Here is a 16,668-nt window from a genome sequence, read left to right as displayed (position 1 = left end):
GTTACGCACTGATCGGGGGATCTGGTGAACGGACCTGAGCACTACCTGCACGCGCAGAAGTACGCGACCGAGTCGGCCACCGACAAGGAACCGGAATGGATGACGGCGCACGCGGCGCTCGCACAGGTACACGCGACGCTCGCGCTGACCGCCGCCATCGCCGAGTTCGGTGACACGAAGACCGGGGTGGGGCGGGTGGCGAGTGACTGGACCGGCTGGCGCAACGCCGGTGCAGTCCTCTCGCCCACCGCCAACCCGAGCCCGCTGGAGTAGCGGGTCGTCGCGTTACGGACGCACGGGTGGGATCGGGCGCCGAACGGCTGAGTGGCTTTGCCGGGGGTGCCCGGTGGCGTCCGAAGCTAGCCGTTCGGCTGGGCCGTCCGCCCGAGGTGACGGGGGACCAGCGGCTGTCGTGGCTGGGTGTCGTCCGTTCGTAACATCGCGCGGTGTCTTATTCACCGCACGTTCCCAGCGGTCGCACGGGTATGCAGCCGCTGCACTGGGTGCTCCTCGGCGTCGGGGGCGCGATTCTGGCTTTCTGCGGGCTCTGTGGCGTCGTCGGCGTGATTGGGTCGGTGGGGGACGACCCGGCGCCGAAGACGTCGTTCGTCGCGGCCACCGAGTCACCGTCTTTTTCGCCTCCGGCTTCCGCTGTGCCTTCCTCGGCGGCGGTGCCGTCAACTGCGGCTCCGCTCGTGGGTGAGCAGGCACCGGTGGCGGAGACGAGCACGGAGGTGGACGTCGTCGAGCCCGAGCCGGCGCGGACGACCCGGCGCGCGGCCCCGGCTACCCGTCGGCCCGACCCACCCCGGACCACGGCGGCGGCCCCGCAGCCCGAGCCGGATTCCGTCTACTACAAGAATTGCGACGCCGTGCGCGCGGCCGGCGCCGCCCCCATCCACGTCGGCGAACCGGGTTACGCCAAGCACCTCGACCGGGACGGGGACGGGGTCGGCTGCGAGTAGCGCTAGATGCGGCCCAGGACCGTGGTCACGGTGATCTCCAAGACCACCCGCAGGGGGTTCTCGCGCGGCTGGCGGTAGCGGGCGGCGTACCGTCGCTCGGCGTCGGCCACGCGCGCGGGGTCGGAGACCACCTCCACCGTGCCCTCCAGGGTGAGCCACCGACCGCCGTCGACCTGGCACAACGCGGCCCGTTTGGTCTCGGCGGCGTTCCGCGCCTTGCGTGAGGGGCCCGAGCAGATCACCCGGGCCAGGCCCGCGTCGGCGTCCCAGGTGAACCCGACCGGCGTGACGTGCGGCGATCCGTCCGGCCGCAGGGTGGTGAGCGTGGCGAGATGCCGCGCGGTGAGGAATTCCAGCGCGGCCGGGGGCAGGTCAGCGGGGTCGAAGCTCACTGATCGAGCCTATCGGTCGTGTGGTGCGTGCCGGACCGGGTGGATCAGGCCGTTCACTACCAGTTCGAAGTAGTCCGGGTCGGCCATCGGGTCGGCCAGTTCGTCGGGCGCGGTGGACGCGAGCTGCACGTGCCCCAGGTAGGCGGTGTAGGCCAGCACCGCCCGCTGCCGGGCGGCCCGCTCGTCGAAACCGATCGCGGCGAACGTGTCGGCGACGTACCGCAACCGGCGCTGCGTCACCCGGCGCAGCACGGGTGCCACCCGGGGATCGTCGGCGTTGCCGAGCAGGCCGATCTCGACCCCGTTGCTCGTCGCACCGGTCACGACCTGGCGGAACAGCCGCCGGAGCCGCTGCTGGGGATCGGGCTCCTCGTCCATCGCGGTGATGATGCCCTCGGTGACCTGCTCCCAGCGCGCGAGCGCGGCCTCCACCAGCGCGTCCCGGTTGGCGAAATGCCAGTAGAAGCTGCCCTTGGTGGCCCCCAGACGCGCGGCGATCGGCTCGACCGCGATGCCGCCGAGCCCTTTCTCGCCCAACACGACGAGCGCCTCGGCCGCCCAGTCGTCAGCGCTCAAACGCGTGTCCCTACCCACCCCCATACGCTACCGTATGGTGAGGACCGTACGGCACCGTATGGAGGCCATCGTGCGCAACGTCCACAGCCGTGATCTGCCTGCCCCGCTCAGTGCCGTAGCCCCCTTGATCGACGGCCTGGGCAGCCCCGACGACACGCTCTGGCCGCGGCGGTGGCCACCGCTGACGTTCGACCGTCCCCTCCAGGTAGGCGCCTCCGGCGGACACAGCGCGATCCGCTACACGGTGGTGGAGTACGACCCCGGCCGCCGGGTGCGCTGCGCCTTCGACCCGGCTATCGGCGTGCGAGGCCACCACGAGTTCCGAGCCGAGCCCTTGGCCGACGACCGGGTGCGGGTAGTGCACGAGTGCGACGCGACCCTCCACGGCCGGATGCGCCTGCTGTGGCCGCTGGCGATCCGATGGCTCCACGACGCCCTGATCGAAGACGCCCTGGACAACGCGGAACGCACCACGACGGGCACGGTCGGCCGGCCCCACCACTGGTCGACATGGGTGCGCCTACTCCGCCACCGCCGGAGCAATCGCCCCGGTGGGCGGGCGTCGATCGGCGTGCTTCGGCAGGCGGGGCTCGGGCGGGTGGCGGCGGACGTGATGCGGGGTTCTGGTGGTGGGGCGGGGGCGGTCGGGGCCCGGCGTGGTGGTCGGCGTCCGGTGGCGGTGGCGGTGCCGGGGGAGGTGTCGGCCGGGTTCGGGGCCGCGGACCTGGCCGACGCTTACGCGGTGCGGCTGGGGCCCGGAATGCCGCGGAAGGCTTCGGCCTGGCTCGGTGCCACCTTCGGCAATCCGCCCGGTTGGGTGCGGGCCGCGCTCGCCCTCCGGCAGGCCGCCGTGCCGCTGCTGGGCATCGAGCGTGCGCCCCGGGACACGTTCCGGCCGAGCGCGGTCACCGACCGAACCGCCACCGTCGACGCCGACGCGGAGCACCTCGTGTTCCGGGCCGCGCTCGTGGTGGACGAACAGGAGGTCACGCTGGCCACGCTGGCTCGCGCCCACAACCGGCGTGGTCGCCTCTACCTCGCGGTGGTGGAGCGCGTGCACCCACTCGTGGTCCGCTCCATGCTCCGCCGCGCGGCGGCCACCGTCACGCGATAACCCACGCATCGAGCCACGCCTCAGCTCCGGTCGCTCCGCTTCTGCGCACGCTGCTTCAGGCCCGGACAGACCGGGCGGAGCCCACCTCGGCGGCTAGGGGATCACGTCTCTCGGAAGGCGGTCAGTAGTTCCTCGGCGGCCAAGGCGGGAGTGAGCGTTCCCTCGGCCACCTGCTGCTCCACCTTCGGGGCCAGCTCGGCCACCCGCGGGTTGTCGCGCAGCGAGGCCAGTAGGCGGTCCTGCACCATCGTCCACACCCAGCGCACCTGTTGTTCCCGCCGCCGGGCCTCCAAGGCGCCGGAGGCCGACCTGGTGTCCTGGTGGCGGACGATCTGCTCCCAGACCTCGACCAACCCCGTGCCCTCGGACGCACTGCACGTCAGTACCGGAGCGTCCCAGCCACCGCGGTCGCCGTGCAGCAAGCGCAGCGCGCCGGCCAGTTCGCGGGCGGCCTTCTGGGCGTCCCGGACGTGAGGTCCGTCGGCCTTGTTCACCGCGATCACGTCGGCCAGCTCCAGGACGCCTTTCTTGATGCCTTGGAGCTGGTCGCCGGTGCGAGCCAGCGTGAGCAGCAGGAACGAGTCGACCATCTCGGCGACCGTGGTTTCGGACTGGCCCACGCCGACGGTTTCGACGAGCACCACGTCGTAGCCCGCGGCTTCGACGATCACCATCGCCTCGCGGGTGGCTTTGGCGACGCCGCCCAGCGTGCCCGCGCTGGGGGACGGTCGGACGAACGCGTTCTCGTCGACCGCCAGGCGCGTCATCCGGGTCTTGTCGCCGAGGATGCTGCCGCCGGTGCGGGTCGACGACGGGTCGACGGCGAGCACCGCCACCCGGTGTCCGGCGGAGGTGAGCGTCACGCCGAGCGCGTCGATGAACGTGGACTTCCCGACGCCGGGTACGCCGGTGATGCCGACCCGGCGCACCGGCGCACCGCGCCCGGTCGCGGTGAGGCGGGTGAGCAGCTCCTGGGCCGCGACGCGGTGATCGGCCCGACGCGACTCGACGAGCGTGATCGCCCGCGCGATCCAGGCCCGCTCCCCGGCGAGCACGCCGCGCGCGTACTCCTCCACGTCCGGCGCCGGCCGGCTCATTGCCCGCCCCGCGCGACGTGTGGCGGCGTTGCGGCGGTGCGGGCCGCTGCGCCCGGCCCCGCTACCTGGCTGGGGGCGGCGTGGAAAAAAAGCACGGGAGCTACCGTCACGGGTGGCCGAGGCGGGTGCGGAGTTCGGCCAGGAGGCCGAGGGCCGCGTCGGCGATCACGGTGCCGGGCAGGAACACGGCCGAGGCGCCGAGATCAGCGAGCGGCGATACGTCCGCGGGCGGGATGACGCCGCCGACGACGATCATGATGTCGTCCCGGCCGAGTGCGGCGAGTTCCTCACGCAACGCCGGCACCAGGGTCATGTGCCCGGCGGCCAGCGTGCTCACCCCGACGATGTGGACGTCGGCCTCCACGGCCTGGCGCGCCACCTCCGCCGGGGTCTGGAACAGCGGGCCCACGTCGACGTCGAAGCCGAGGTCGGCGAACGCGGACGCGATCACCTTCTGGCCCCGGTCGTGCCCGTCCTGGCCCATCTTCGCGACGAGGATCCGCGGCTGACGACCCTCGGCCTGCTCGAACGACGCGGTCGCCGAACGTGCCGCGGCCACGTTCCCCGCCGATCCCGCCTCGTCCCGGTACACGCCGGAAATCGTACGGATCTGACCGGCGTGGCGCCCGTACACCTTCTCGAGCGCGTCGGAAATCTCGCCGACCGTGGCCTTGTGCCGGGCCGCTTCCACGGCCAGCGCGAGCAGGTTCTCGTCCAGGCCAGGGCCGCGGTGGCCGTTGAGCGCGGCGTCGGCGGCTTTGGTGAGCGCGGCCAGCGCGGACTCGACCGCCTGCGGATCACGTTCGGCGCGGAGCTTCTCGAGTTTGAGAATCTGCTCGCGCCGGACCGAGGCGTTGTCGACGCGGAGTACCTCGATCGGCTCGTCGGCCTCGGGCCGGTAGCGGTTGACGCCGATGACCGGCTGCCGTCCGGAGTCGATGCGTGCCTGCGTGCGTGCGGCCGCTTCCTCGATGCGCAGCTTCGGGATGCCCTCGTTGATCGCGCGGGCCATGCCGCCGGCCGCCTCGACCTCCTGGATGTGACCCCAGGCCTGCCGGGCCAGGTCGTGGGTGAGCCGCTCCACATAGGCCGACCCGCCCCACGGGTCGATCACGCGCGTGGTGCCGGACTCGTGCTGCAGCAGCAGCTGGGTGTTGCGTGCGATGCGTGCGGAGAAGTCGGTCGGCAGCGCGAGCGCCTCGTCGAGCGCGTTCGTGTGCAGCGACTGGGTGTGTCCCTGCGTCGACGCCATCGCCTCGACGCACGTCCGGACGACGTTGTTGAACACGTCCTGGGCGGTGAGCGACCAGCCGGAGGTCTGCGAGTGCGTGCGCAGGCTCTGGGATTTCGCGTTCACGGCGCCGGCCTCGCGGGTGAGGCGCGCCCAGAGCAGGCGGGCCGCCCGCATCTTCGCGACCTCCATGAAGAAGTTCATGCCGATCGCCCAGAAGAAGCTCAGGCGCGGCGCGAACTTGTCGATCTCCAGCCCCGCCTCCTGGCCGGCTCGGAGGTACTCCACGCCGTCGGCCAGCGTGTAGGCCAGCTCCAGGTCGGCGGTCGCCCCGGCCTCCTGGATGTGGTACCCGGAGATCGAGATCGAGTTGAAGCGGGGCATCCGCTGCGACGTGTACGCGAAGATGTCGGAGATGATCCGCATCGACGGCTGCGGCGGATAGATGTACGTGTTGCGGACCATGAATTCTTTGAGGATGTCGTTCTGGATCGTGCCGGCGAGCTGCTCCGGCGCGACACCCTGCTCTTCCGCGGCGACGATGTAGAGCGCGAGCACCGGCAGCACGGCGCCGTTCATCGTCATCGAGACGCTCATCCGGTCGAGCGGAATGCCGTCGAACAGTTGACGCATGTCGTAGATCGAGTCGATCGCGACACCGGCCATCCCGACGTCGCCGCCGACCCGCGGGTGGTCGGAGTCGTAGCCGCGGTGCGTGGCCAGGTCGAACGCGATCGAGAGGCCCTTCTGGCCGGCGGCCAGGTTGCGCCGGTAGAACGCGTTGGACGCCGCCGCGGTGGAGAACCCGGCGTACTGGCGGATCGTCCACGGCTGCGTGACGTACATCGCCGGGTACGGGCCGCGCAGATAGGGCGCGATGCCCGGATAGGTGTCGAGGAAGTCGAGTCCGTCGAGGTCGTCGGCGGTGTAGAGCGGCTTGACCGGGATGCCCTCGGGCGTGTCCCAGACCGGTGTCTCGGCGCGTTCGCCCTTCGCGGGGGCCGGCGCGCCCAGCTCGACGTTCGAGAAGTCCGGGATCGTCATCGCGTAACCCCCAGGTCGTCGAGCGTCGTCGTCAGCACGGCGACCGCGTCACAACCACTGAAAAGATAATTGTCGACGTTCGGCAGCGTGCCCTTTTTGCCGGCGAGCCAGATGCGGGCGGCTCCGGCCCCGGTGAGCGCGGTGGCCACGGCCTCCCCGTCGGCGGCGTAGATCGAGTCGGTGGAGCAGAGCACGGCGGTGCGTGCCCCGCTGGCCGCGAAGCTCTCGGCCAGCTGCTCCGGGGTGAGGTCCGGGCCGGCGAGAACGGGTTCGACGCCACCGGCCTGGAACAGGTTGGCGGCGAACGTCGCCCGCGCGGTGTAGGCGGCGAGCGGGCCGAGCGTGGCCAGGAAGATCGTCGGCCTGCTCGCGGCCCGGTCGGCGGCGTTACGCAGGGCTTCGAACTCCTGGCCGTACCGGATCCGCGGGAGGCCGCCGCGCGCCGGCGCCGGTGCGGGCTTGCGGGCCGGCCGGTTCTCGGTGAGGTTCGGGAACTCGCTGACGCCGGTGAGCGGGTCGCGGCGGTGGGCGATGTTCCGGCGGCGCTCGTCCCAGGTCTTCGCGATGTCGTCGGCGATCGGCGCCGTCGTGATGCCACCGGCCTTCTCGATTCCGGTGAAGACGTCCCAGGCCGCGCGGGCCAGCTCGTCGGTGAGGCTCTCGACGTACCAGGAGCCACCGGCCGGGTCGATCACGCGGCCGAGGCTGGACTCCTCCAGCAGCAGCGACTGGGTGTTGCGGGCGATGCGCCGGGAGAACGCGTCGGGCAGGCCGAGCACCGCGTCGAACGGCGCGACCGTGACGGCGTCCGCGCCGCCGATGCCCGCACCGAAGCAGGCGAGCGTGGTGCGCAGCATGTTCACCCACGGGTCGCGGCCAGCCATCATCGCGGCGCTGGTCACGGCGTGCTGGTGCTGCGGGACGTCGGGGGCGCCGCTGACCTCGGCGACCCGGGCCCAGAGCCGCCGCGCGGCCCGGAACTTGGCGATCGTGAGGAACTGGTCCGCGGAGGCGGCGTAGCGGAACTCGAGCTGGCCGAGCGCTTCCTCGACGCCGAGCCCGGCCTCGGTGAGCGCTCGGAGGTAGGCGACGCCGGTGGCGATCGAGGCGCCGAGTTCCTGCGCGTCCGAGCCGCCGGCGTCGTGGTACGGGGTCGCGTCGACGAGCCCGGCGCGGATCGCGGTGCCCCGGGTGCGCTGCGCGAGGTCGGTGAGCACGGTGAGGTCGGCCGGAACCCCGGTGCGTGCGGCCAGACCGATGGGGTCGGCGCCCAGGTTGCCGCTCGTCGTGGGGTTCAGAGCCAGGAAGGCGTCGGCGGCCTCACGGGTGGCGGCGCCCGCGTCCACGGCGATCGGAGCCAGGTCGAGCAGGACGTTCTCCAACACGTCGGGGAGCGCGGAGACCGCGATCCCCTCGTCGCCGAGCACGAGCCACAGCGACGTGACGCCGTTCTCCAGATCCGCGGCGATCGCGGCCTTCGTCGCGGCGACGTCGGGGTCGGCGTGCCGCTGCCGGACGTCCCACCCGCCGGGGCGCTCGCCGCTCCCGGCCGTGAGGTCACGCTGCCGGTTGCCCCGCACGAAGGGCGGGAAGCCGGGAAGGCCGACCTCGGCCGGTGCATCGGCCGCGGTGTAGAGCGGTGCGACCCGGATGCCGTCGTACGTGGTCGTCGCGAGGAGCTCCTCCACCGCGCCGGGGGGCGTCTCGTCGTCCGCGACCCGCGACTTGCGCAGAACACCCAGCACGAGCTCGTGCCAGCGCTCCCGATCGGCCGGCTCGAAGCCGGTGGCCAGCGCGAGTTTCTCCGACGGCACCGTCATGTCGGGATCGTATTGCCGTTCCGGTCAGCCCTGACCGAAGTGTGGTCCGGGTAACCGGGGCGAGTCGCCTGGATCGGTTTTGTCAACTAGGCGACACGCCCCCGTCCGGGGGCCACGCGGCGGCGAATCGGAGGTGCAGCCTCCTCGCCCGGAAGGACGTCCGATGCCCCGCACGCCGCGGATCCTTGTCGCACTCACCGCGCTCGGCCTGGGAATGACCGCGCTGACGCCCGGCAGCGCGGCCGCCTCGAGCCACCGCGAAGCCCCGGCCATCGCGGGCTTTCCCCAGTACGACAACACCGACCTGTACGCGTTCGTCAGCCCCGACCGGCCCGACCGCGTCACGCTGATCGCCGACTGGATCCCGTTCGAGGAGCCGGCCGGCGGCCCGGGCTTCTACCCGTTCGCCACCGACGCCCGGTACGAGATCAACGTCGACAACAACGGCGACGCCCACCGCGACCTCACCTACCGGTGGCAGTTCACCAGCACGTACGCCCGCGAGGACAGGGTCTTCTACAACAGCGGGCCGGTCACCGGCCTGGACGACGAGGACCTCAACTTCTGGCAGACCTACCGCCTGGAGGAGATCCACTGGGCCGCGGACGGGTCGCGGACCGGCACCGACGTGCTCGCCGAGGCGCTGCCGGTCGCCCCGTCGAACGTCGGCGCGGCGTCGATGCCGGACTACCGCGCCCTGCGTGACCGGGTGATCCGTTCCCAGCACGGCGTCACGATGTTCGCCGGTCAGGCCGACGACCCGTTCTTCCTCGACCGGCGGGTCTTCGACCGGCTCCAGGGCGGCGGTCCGAGCGGGGCCGGCCGCGACACGCACGCGCCGTACAACGTCAACTCGGTCGCTCTCCAGCTGCCGATCTCCCGGATCGTGCGCGACGGTGACCCGGTGGTCGGGATCTGGTCGACCACGTCGCGGCGGACTTCGACCGGGGAGTACGTCCAGCTGTCGCGGCTGGGGATGCCGCTGGTGAACGAGATCGTCGTGCCGATCCGGGACAAGGACCGGTTCAACGCCTCGTCACCGGCCGGGGACGGGGCCTTCCTCCGGTACGTGACCGACCCCGAGGTGCCGCGACTGCTCGAAAAGACCCACCGCGTCAAAGCCCCGGCGACGCCACGAGCGGACCTGGTGCGTGCGTTCCTCACCGGCGTGCCCGGCCTGAACCGGCCGGCGCGGGTCACGCCGAGCGAACAGTTGCGGCTGAACACGTCGATCCCACCGACGGCGTCGCCGAAGCGGCTCGGGGTGCTCGACGGGGACGAGGCCGGGTTCCCGAACGGGCGGCGGCTCGGCGACGACGTCCTCGACATCACGCTCCAGGTCGCCGCGGGGGAGCTGGCCGGGGCGGCGAACGACCTCGGCGACGCGGTGGACACCAACGACGTTCCGTTCGAGCGGTCGTTCCCGTACCTGGCGCTGCCGAAGTCCTCGTCGTCGCGGACCGTTCCGGCGGCCCCGGCCTCGGCGGCCGCCCTGACGGTCACCGGAGTAGCCGGGCCGCCGGAACGCTCCCCGGCGGCGGACGTCTCCGACGACCTCGTTCCGCTGGGTGCGGCGGTCGGCGGGGCGGGGCTGCTGGCGTTCGGGGCGGCGTGGCTCTGGCGTCGCCGGCTCGCCGGGGGCTCCTGAAGCCAGCGGATTCCGTTCGTCCTCCGGGCGCTCACGTGGCTCTGATAGCGTCGGACCGCTCTGTCCCCAGGAAGAGAAGCGGCCATGGCCAACCAGTTCCCGGAGTGGCCCGACCGCGACGGTCAACCCGATAGGAACGCATCCCCGGACCGGGACGCCGTACGTCGTGACGACGAGTCGTACCGGTCGGGCGGGGCGCAGTACCAGCCGCCCGAGTACGGGTCGCCGCAGTACAGCGCGCCGCAGTACGCCGAGGGCACGTACGACCGGCTGAACTTCCAGAATCCCGGTCAGACGCCGGAGTATCCGACGTCCGGCCGGGCGTCGGTTCCGGTCCACCCCGCCGAACGGGAGTGGCACCAGCCCCCGGTTCACCCCGGTGCCGCGCCGCCCGCCCCACCCCGCTCGGCCCCCGGCTACCCCGACCCGGGCTATCCCGAGCCCGGCCGCGCCGGCTCGGGTTACGCCGGGTCGGGTCACACCGGGGCCGGCCACCCCGGCTATCCCGGGCACGCGGGGCACGGGGCGGAGCTCCGGGACGACGAGCTCGTGCACAGCCACACCCACAGCGCCGCCACCCCGGTCTCCGCGCGCACCCGCAAGGCCGTCATCGCGATCCTCGTGCCCGCGATCCTCGCCACCGTCGTCGGCCTGATCTGGCTCTGGCCCGGGCAGATCCACTACGGCAACAGCACCGGCGACAGCGGCCAGCAGCAACGGTCCGCCGGCACCGTCTCCGGCGTCGTCGAGCAGTCCTGCCCGGACACCGACGAAGCCGAGGCCGCCGGACTCACCGGCCCCTGCGGCACGGCCACGGTCAAGGTCACCGACGGGGTCGGCAAGGGGCAGACCGTCACGATCGAACTGCCCCAGGGCCCCGGCGCCCCGGTCGTCCACGCCGACGACAAGGTCGTGCTGGTCGTCCTCTCGGGCGGCGATGGCGACTCCACCGCCCGCTACACGATCGTCGACAAGCAGCGTTCCGGCTCGCTCTGGCTGCTCGTGGCGCTCGCCGCGGTCGTGGTGATCGGGTTCGGGCGGCTGCGTGGGCTCGCCGCGATCGGCGGGCTCGTCGTCAGCTTCGCGGTGTTGTTGCTGTTCGTGCTGCCGGGCATCCTCGGCGGTTCGCCGCCGTTGCTGGTGGCGGTGGTCGGCTCGAGCACGATCATGTTCGCGGTGCTCTACCTGACCCACGGTGTCTCGGTGCGTACCTCGGTGGCGATCCTCGGCACGCTGGCGAGCCTCGTGCTCACCGGCCTGCTCGGCGCCGGCTTCACCGCGCTCACCGAGCTGACCGGCCTCGGCGACGAGCAGAGCGTCTACCTCGCCACCGTCGAGGGTGGCGTCGACATGCGTGGGTTGTTGCTGGCCGGCATCATCATCGGCTCGCTCGGTGTGCTCGACGACGTCACGATCACGCAGGCCGAGGTCGTGTCCGAGCTGGCCCGCGCCCCGCGCAGCCGGTTCGACCTGTACCGGGCGGCGATCCGGGTGGGGCGGGCACACGTCGGTTCGGCGGTGAACACGATCGTGCTCGCGTACGCGGGGGCGTCGCTGCCGTTGCTGCTGCTGATCTCGGTCAGCGGGCAGAGCCTCGGTTCGCTGGTCACCGGTCAGTCGCTGGCGCAGGAGATCGTCCGCGCGCTGGTCGGGACGATCGGCCTGGTGGCGTCGGTTCCGATCACCACCGCGCTGGCGGCGCTCGTGGCCGAGCCCCCCGCCGAGGACGAGGAGCCGGCCGGAACACCCGCGTAGGCCTCAGGCGGCGGCTGCCGCCTGGGACGCCTGGACCGCCGACTTCAGCCCCTTGGCCACCGGCCCGACCAGCTCGCCCATCGCCTTCAGGCGCGGCTTGTACTTCCGCTTGTCGGCGCCGCTGACGACGGTCCGCAACTCGCCGTTGGCGGCCAGCGCCACCACCGCGGCGTCGCGCCGGTCGAGCCGGTCGAGGGGCTCACCGCCGCGCAGCGCTCGCCGCGCGGACTCGGCGAACCGGGTGCGGGCCCGGGTGTCGCGGAGGGCCACGGTCCAGTACGGCACCACCCCGAACGCGCGTCGCCGCTCGGCTTTGATCGTGTGGTCGGCGTCCAGCTGTTCACGCACCGCCTTGACCGCGGCGCTGTTGCGGCGGCCGATCCAGTGCGCCCACTTGCGCGGCTTGGGGCTCGCCGCGACCTCGTCCAGCACGGTGCGCAGGAACGGGTCGGCCAGCACCGGGTCGCCGTGGTCGGGGTGGCGGTGGTGGGTGACGACGACGCGGCCGTTCTCGTCGGCCAGGTGTCCGCCGGACTGCAGTTCGGCCAGCGCGGCGGCACGCAGCACCGCACCGAGGTGCCACGCGCCCGCGATGCGCTGCTTCTTCGGGTCGTACGCGAGCAGGAACAGCCGGGCGGGGAGGAAGATCTCGGTCTCCATGAGGGGTTCTCCTACGACTCGTCGTTCTCGTCGTCGTCTTCGTTCAGGCGGGGGCGGCCGGGGCCGCGCATGCGTTGCGCCTCGCGGGGAAGCCGGCCGGCGTCCCCGAGCGCCCGGCGCAGCAGGAACTCGATCTGCGCGTTGGTGCTGCGCAGTTCGTCGGACGCCCACCGCGCCAGCGCGTCGTGCACGGCCGGGTCGAGCCGCAGAAGGATTTTCTTGCGCTCGCTGGCCATCGGGTAGCCCCTCGGTCAGTAGAGGGAGCCGGCGTTGACGATCGGCTGCGTGCCGCGATCACCGCAGAGGACCACCAACAGGTTGCTCACCATCGTCGCTTTCCGTTCCTCGTCCAGTTCGACGACGTCGTGCTCGGCGAGGCGGCCGAGCGCGAGCTCCACCATGCCCACCGCGCCTTCGACGATGCGTGTGCGTGCGGCGACCACCGCGTTGGCCTGCTGACGCTGCAGCATGACCTGGGCGATCTCCGGCGCGTACGACAGCCGGGTGATACGTGACTCGATCACCTCGACGCCGGCGGCGGTGACGCGTGCGGCGATCTCGGCCGAGAGCCGGCCGGTGATCTCGTCGGCGTTGTCACGCAGGGAGAGCTGGTCCTCGGGGGCGTCGTACGGGTAGCTGTTCGCGATGTGACGCACCGCGGTCTCGCTCTGGATCGCGACGAACTCCACGAAGTCGTCGACCTCGAACGCGGCCTTCGCGGTGTCGGACACCTGCCACACCACCACGGCGGCGATCTGGATCGGGTTGCCGTCGGCGTCGTTCACCTTGGCCAGCTCGGTCTCGTGGTTGCGTACCCGCGTCGAGACCTTCTGCCGGTTCGTGATCGGGTTGACCCAGCGCAGCCCGTCGGCCCGGATCGTGCCGGTGTAGCGGCCGAGCAGCTGGACCACCCTGGCCTCGCCGGGGGCCACCGCGGTGAGGCCGCAGAGGCCGAGCAGTGCGGCCAGGGCCAGCACCACGCCGAGGACGATGAGCGTGACCGGCCCGGCGCCGGGGGCGTTCTGGGCGCCGTACACGATCGGTGCCGCCGAACCCAGCAGCACGATCAGTAGGACGAGCGCGATCGGGATGCCCGGCAGTCCGTCGGTGCGTCGCTCACGGACCTGCGGGGCGGGCATTTCCACCACTGGCTGGTCGATGGTCATCTTCGGCTCCTCCCGTCGATAGCTCCAGTCTAGCAAAGTGATATCACTTTTTTCAAGAGGTGTGGACAGTGGTCAACGGGGGTCGCCGGAACGGTAGGGTCAGCCACGGATGACGCTGGGTAGCCTCACCCTCACTGCCTCGAACCCCCTCCGCCGCTCCGACCGATTGCGAGTCGAGATGAGCATCCTGAGCAGGAATCACGTGCAACTGGCCGGTCGCGAGGGCGGTCCGGCGATGGTGTTCGCGCACGGCTTCGGCTGTGACCAGTCGATGTGGCGGTACCTGACGCCGGCCTTCGCCGACCGGTACCGCATCGTGCTGTTCGACTACGTCGGGCACGGCAAGTCCGAGCTCGCCGCCTACGACCGCGAACGGTACGACTCGTTGGGCGGGTACGCGCAGGACCTGCTCGACGTCCTGGCGGCGCTGGAGCTCGAGTCGGTCGTGTTCGTCGGGCACTCGGTGAGTTCGATGATCGGGGCGCTGGCCGCGATCCAGGAGCCGCACCGCTTCGAGAGCCTCGTGATGATCGGGCCCTCACCGCGCTACCTCGACGACGACTCAGCCGGATACGTCGGCGGTTTTCGCGCCGAGGACCTGAACGGTTTACTCGACTCGATGGACAGCAACTACCTGGGGTGGTCGAGCACGATGGCGCCGGTGATCATGGGCAACGGCGACCGGCCCGAGCTCGGTGACGAGCTGACCAACAGCTTCTGCCGCACCGATCCCGCGATCGCCCGGCAGTTCGCGCGGGTCACGTTCTTCAGCGACAACCGGGCCGATCTGCCGAAGGTGCCGGTGCGGTCGCTGGTGTTGCAGTGCACGGCGGACGTCATCGCGCCCGAGGTCGTCGGGCGGTACGTGCACGCGCACCTGCCGGAGAGCGAGTACGTGCTGCTTTCGGCCACGGGTCACTGCCCGCACCTGAGCGCCCCGGCCGAGACCATCGCCGCCATGCAGGGTTTCTGCTGACTCTGACGAATTCGGAGGGGTAGCCGAGTGGAGACGCCGGAGCGGTCCAATCCGGCCGCTGAGTTGGCCGCGGCGCACGCGGGCACCGGGCGGCGCCGGCCGGGCCCGCGCACCCGCCGCCGCCCCACCCCGACCGACCCCGCCGCGATAGACCCCGCCGCGATAGACCCCGCCGCGATCGAGCCCGCCGCGCTGGATCCCGCCGCGCTGGACCCCGCTGCGACGGGCACGGCCCCGGTCGGGCCGCCGACACCGTCCGGCCCGTCGCTACCACCCGACCCGGCGCCGTCCGGTTCGGTCGTGCCGTCCGGTTCGGTCGTGCCGCCCGGTTCGGCGGACGGGGCCCCGAGCGAGAACGGACCGCGCCACGCCGGGGCGAGTGCCGCTGCGAGCCACGCCGTGCCGAGCGCCGCCCCGAACCACGCCAGGTCGAGCGCCGCCCCGAACCACGCCGGGTCGAGCGCCGCTGCGAGCCACGCCGTGCCGAGTTCCGCCCCGAAGCACGCCGGGTCGAGCGCCGCCGGGTCCAGGCCCGCCGGGCCGGACGGCGCTGGCTCCGGTGAGGGCGGAGACAGGGACCCGGGCGGAGACGGGGACCTGGGCGGAGACGGGCCGCTCGACCAGGCGCCCTGCGGCTTCGTCGTCACCGACCCGCACGGCCTCATCGCGCAGGTCAACCAGCACTTCCTGACCTCCACCGGCTACCGCGCCGAGGATCTCGTCGGCCGGATCCGGTTCCAGGACCTGCTCGCCCCCGGCGATCAGATCTACTACGAGACGCACTACTCACCCCTCCTGCTCATGCAGGGCGCGGTCCGCGAGATCGCGGTCGACATCCGCGACCCGGCCGGCCAGCGGCTACCCGTCCTGGTCAACGCCGTCCTCGACCGCGACACCGCCGGGGAACCCCGCTGGATCCGCACCACCGTGTTCGGGGCCACCGACCGGCGCCGGTACGAGGAGGAGCTGCTCGTCCAGCGCCGCCGCGCCGAGCGGTCCGAGGAGCGCGTGCGTACCCTGCAGGGCGTCGCCGCGGAGCTGGCCGCGGCCGGTGACCTCGCCGAGGTGGGCCGCGTGCTCGTCGACGCCGCGATCAACGCGCTCGGCGGCGACCGGGCGGGCCTCTGGCTCCTGGACCGCCGTGAGGTCGCGCAGGCGACCGAGGTGGACGAGGCGCTCGGCAACGACGGGCTGGCCGCCGCGGCCGAACTCTCTACGCACGGCCTGCTGCAGATCGCGGCCGTCAACATCGGTGAGTTCGACGAGCTGGCCCGGATCCCGGTCCCCGACCCGGAGCGGTTCTCGTTGCGCCGCCGCGGTCCGATCCTGATCGACTCGACCGAGTCGATCCGGTTCCGGCACCCGCTGATCGCGGCCGCCATGGAGCGCACGAACACCGGCTCGCTCGTCGTGATCCCGCTCGACGTCGGCGATCACCGGGTGGGTGTCCTGGCCGCGGGGTGCGTCGAGACCCGTCAGCTCTCCGACGACGACCGGGAACTGCTGCACGCGCTCGGACGTCAGGGCGGGCAGGCCCTGGAGCGCGCCGCCCTGCACGCGGAAGCGACCAAATCCGCCGAGCGGTCGGACTTCCTGGCCACCACCAGCCGTTCCCTCGAGGAGACGGTCCGGCTGGTCGACCGGGCGCAACGGCTCGTCGACCTGGTCACCCGGGACCTCGCCGAGGTCGCGAGCGTGGAGTTCATGGAGACCGACGGCAACCGGCGGCTGGCCGAGTCACGCGCCGACGGCACCGCCGAGGCCACCGGTGACCTGATCGGCATCCAGCCCGGTCGGGCCGGTGATCTCATCGCGCAGGTCGTCAGCGGTACCCGGCCGAAGTTGCTGGCCGAGCGGCAGCCGATCGGCCCGTCCGGTCCCCGTGCGGCGAACTGGTGGCTCGCGCTCCCGCTCCGCGCCTCGGGGCGGACGCTCGGCGCGCTGGTTCTGGGGCGCTACGAGCGGGCGTTCAGCGTCGACGAAGTGGCGTTCTGTTCCGAGGTGGCGGCCACCGCGGCGCTCGCGCTCGACAACGCGCGCCGCTACGAGCAGGAGCGCGAGGTGGCGTACACGCTGCAGCGCAGCCTGCTCTCCGGCGGGCTGCCGAAGCGGCAGGGGCTGCGTATCGCCACCCACTACCGGCCGGCGGTGGAGAACCTCGAGGTCGGCGGCGACTGGTACGACGCGTTCGAGCTCGGTGACGACAAGATCGGCATCGTGGTCG

15 protein-coding genes are annotated in these 16,668 nt (G+C 72.2%); 7 read left to right on the top strand and 8 right to left on the bottom strand.

Annotation, left to right across the window (positions count from 1 at the left end):
• The first annotated feature begins 24 nt into the window (after positions 1-24).
• Entirely contained in the window at positions 25-273 is a 249-nt protein-coding gene (locus tag ABD437_RS41105) for a hypothetical protein (protein WP_344654414.1), read from the top strand.
• Between the two features lie 173 nt (positions 274-446).
• Positions 447-965: an excalibur calcium-binding domain-containing protein gene (locus ABD437_RS41100; protein WP_344654413.1), complete on the top strand. Its 519-nt coding sequence runs from the start codon at positions 447-449 to the stop codon at positions 963-965.
• Positions 966-967: 2 nt separating this feature from the next.
• Here ABD437_RS41100 and ABD437_RS41095 read toward each other — a convergent pair whose 3' ends face one another.
• Both ABD437_RS41095 and ABD437_RS41090 read right to left on the bottom strand, forming a co-directional pair.
• Positions 968-1,357 carry a pyridoxamine 5'-phosphate oxidase family protein gene (locus ABD437_RS41095; protein WP_344654412.1) on the bottom strand — a complete coding sequence of 130 codons (390 nt, stop codon included), beginning with the start codon at positions 1,355-1,357 and terminating at the stop codon, positions 968-970.
• Positions 1,358-1,366: 9 nt separating this feature from the next.
• On the bottom strand, positions 1,367-1,933 hold the full coding sequence (locus ABD437_RS41090) for a TetR/AcrR family transcriptional regulator (protein WP_344654411.1): 567 nt from the start codon (positions 1,931-1,933) through the stop codon (positions 1,367-1,369).
• Between the two features lie 124 nt (positions 1,934-2,057).
• Between ABD437_RS41090 and ABD437_RS41085 the strand changes: the two genes are divergently transcribed.
• Positions 2,058-3,047 carry a DUF2867 domain-containing protein gene (locus tag ABD437_RS41085; RefSeq protein WP_344654410.1) on the top strand — a complete coding sequence of 330 codons (990 nt, stop codon included), beginning with the start codon at positions 2,058-2,060 and terminating at the stop codon, positions 3,045-3,047.
• Positions 3,048-3,148: 101 nt separating this feature from the next.
• Here ABD437_RS41085 and meaB read toward each other — a convergent pair whose 3' ends face one another.
• The 3 genes from meaB to ABD437_RS41070 form a co-directional block, all read right to left on the bottom strand.
• Positions 3,149-4,144 (bottom strand): methylmalonyl Co-A mutase-associated GTPase MeaB, encoded by a 996-nt coding sequence (gene meaB / locus ABD437_RS41080; protein WP_344654409.1) that lies wholly within the window; start codon positions 4,142-4,144, stop codon positions 3,149-3,151.
• Positions 4,145-4,250: 106 nt separating this feature from the next.
• Positions 4,251-6,419 carry a methylmalonyl-CoA mutase gene (gene scpA, locus ABD437_RS41075; RefSeq protein WP_344654408.1) on the bottom strand — a complete coding sequence of 723 codons (2,169 nt, stop codon included), beginning with the start codon at positions 6,417-6,419 and terminating at the stop codon, positions 4,251-4,253.
• Positions 6,416-8,239 (bottom strand): methylmalonyl-CoA mutase family protein, encoded by a 1,824-nt coding sequence (locus ABD437_RS41070; RefSeq protein WP_344654407.1) that lies wholly within the window; start codon positions 8,237-8,239, stop codon positions 6,416-6,418. Before ABD437_RS41070 ends, scpA begins: the two co-directional genes overlap by 4 nt.
• Before the next feature lie 163 nt (positions 8,240-8,402).
• On the opposite strand from ABD437_RS41070, the gene ABD437_RS41065 reads away from it, so the two are divergent.
• Together ABD437_RS41065 and ABD437_RS41060 are read left to right on the top strand one after the other, a co-directional pair.
• Positions 8,403-9,887, top strand: a complete 1,485-nt coding sequence (locus tag ABD437_RS41065; RefSeq protein ID WP_344654406.1) for a DUF4331 domain-containing protein — start codon at positions 8,403-8,405, stop codon at positions 9,885-9,887.
• A gap of 84 nt (positions 9,888-9,971) precedes the next feature.
• The gene (locus ABD437_RS41060) at positions 9,972-11,642 is read left to right on the top strand and encodes a YibE/F family protein (RefSeq protein ID WP_344654405.1); all 1,671 of its coding nucleotides are present in this window, start codon (positions 9,972-9,974) and stop codon (positions 11,640-11,642) included.
• Between the two features lie 3 nt (positions 11,643-11,645).
• Here ABD437_RS41060 and ABD437_RS41055 read toward each other — a convergent pair whose 3' ends face one another.
• Genes ABD437_RS41055 through ABD437_RS41045 form a run of 3 tightly spaced genes read right to left on the bottom strand, consistent with a single transcriptional unit; the run spans position 11,646 to position 13,468 of the window.
• Positions 11,646-12,302: a GOLPH3/VPS74 family protein gene (locus ABD437_RS41055; protein ID WP_344654404.1), complete on the bottom strand. Its 657-nt coding sequence runs from the start codon at positions 12,300-12,302 to the stop codon at positions 11,646-11,648.
• A gap of 11 nt (positions 12,303-12,313) precedes the next feature.
• The gene (locus tag ABD437_RS41050; protein ID WP_344654403.1) at positions 12,314-12,538 is read right to left on the bottom strand and encodes a type II toxin-antitoxin system antitoxin; all 225 of its coding nucleotides are present in this window, start codon (positions 12,536-12,538) and stop codon (positions 12,314-12,316) included.
• Positions 12,539-12,553: 15 nt separating this feature from the next.
• The gene (locus ABD437_RS41045; protein WP_344654402.1) at positions 12,554-13,468 is read right to left on the bottom strand and encodes an SPFH domain-containing protein; all 915 of its coding nucleotides are present in this window, start codon (positions 13,466-13,468) and stop codon (positions 12,554-12,556) included.
• 178 nt (positions 13,469-13,646) lie between these two features.
• On the opposite strand from ABD437_RS41045, the gene ABD437_RS41040 reads away from it, so the two are divergent.
• Both ABD437_RS41040 and ABD437_RS41035 read left to right on the top strand, forming a co-directional pair.
• The gene (locus ABD437_RS41040; RefSeq protein WP_344654401.1) at positions 13,647-14,444 is read left to right on the top strand and encodes an alpha/beta fold hydrolase; all 798 of its coding nucleotides are present in this window, start codon (positions 13,647-13,649) and stop codon (positions 14,442-14,444) included.
• Positions 14,445-14,471: 27 nt separating this feature from the next.
• A partial coding sequence (locus tag ABD437_RS41035) for a GAF domain-containing protein (RefSeq protein ID WP_344654400.1) occupies positions 14,472-16,668 on the top strand: 2,197 nt, incomplete at its 3' end.

Origin of the sequence: Cryptosporangium japonicum, from assembly GCF_039524755.1 — a bacterium.
Lineage (GTDB): Bacteria > Actinomycetota > Actinomycetes > Mycobacteriales > Cryptosporangiaceae > Cryptosporangium > Cryptosporangium japonicum.
Note: the sequence above shows the minus strand (reverse complement) of the source record. Positions and strands in the feature narration are given on the sequence as shown.

What these genes read in the sequence shown, in the direction of transcription:
- meaB (WP_344654409.1), bottom strand. Translation starts at nt 4,144, where the DNA reads ATGAGCCGGCCGGCGCCGGACGTGGAGGAGTACGCGCGCGGCGTGCTC.
- scpA (WP_344654408.1), bottom strand. Translation starts at nt 6,419, where the DNA reads ATGACGATCCCGGACTTCTCGAACGTCGAGCTGGGCGCGCCGGCCCCC.
- ABD437_RS41070 (WP_344654407.1), bottom strand. Translation starts at nt 8,239, where the DNA reads ATGACGGTGCCGTCGGAGAAACTCGCGCTGGCCACCGGCTTCGAGCCG.
- ABD437_RS41065 (WP_344654406.1), top strand. Translation starts at nt 8,403, where the DNA reads ATGCCCCGCACGCCGCGGATCCTTGTCGCACTCACCGCGCTCGGCCTG.
- ABD437_RS41060 (WP_344654405.1), top strand. Translation starts at nt 9,972, where the DNA reads ATGGCCAACCAGTTCCCGGAGTGGCCCGACCGCGACGGTCAACCCGAT.
- ABD437_RS41055 (WP_344654404.1), bottom strand. Translation starts at nt 12,302, where the DNA reads ATGGAGACCGAGATCTTCCTCCCCGCCCGGCTGTTCCTGCTCGCGTAC.
- ABD437_RS41050 (WP_344654403.1), bottom strand. Translation starts at nt 12,538, where the DNA reads ATGGCCAGCGAGCGCAAGAAAATCCTTCTGCGGCTCGACCCGGCCGTG.
- ABD437_RS41045 (WP_344654402.1), bottom strand. Translation starts at nt 13,468, where the DNA reads ATGACCATCGACCAGCCAGTGGTGGAAATGCCCGCCCCGCAGGTCCGT.
- ABD437_RS41040 (WP_344654401.1), top strand. Translation starts at nt 13,647, where the DNA reads ATGAGCATCCTGAGCAGGAATCACGTGCAACTGGCCGGTCGCGAGGGC.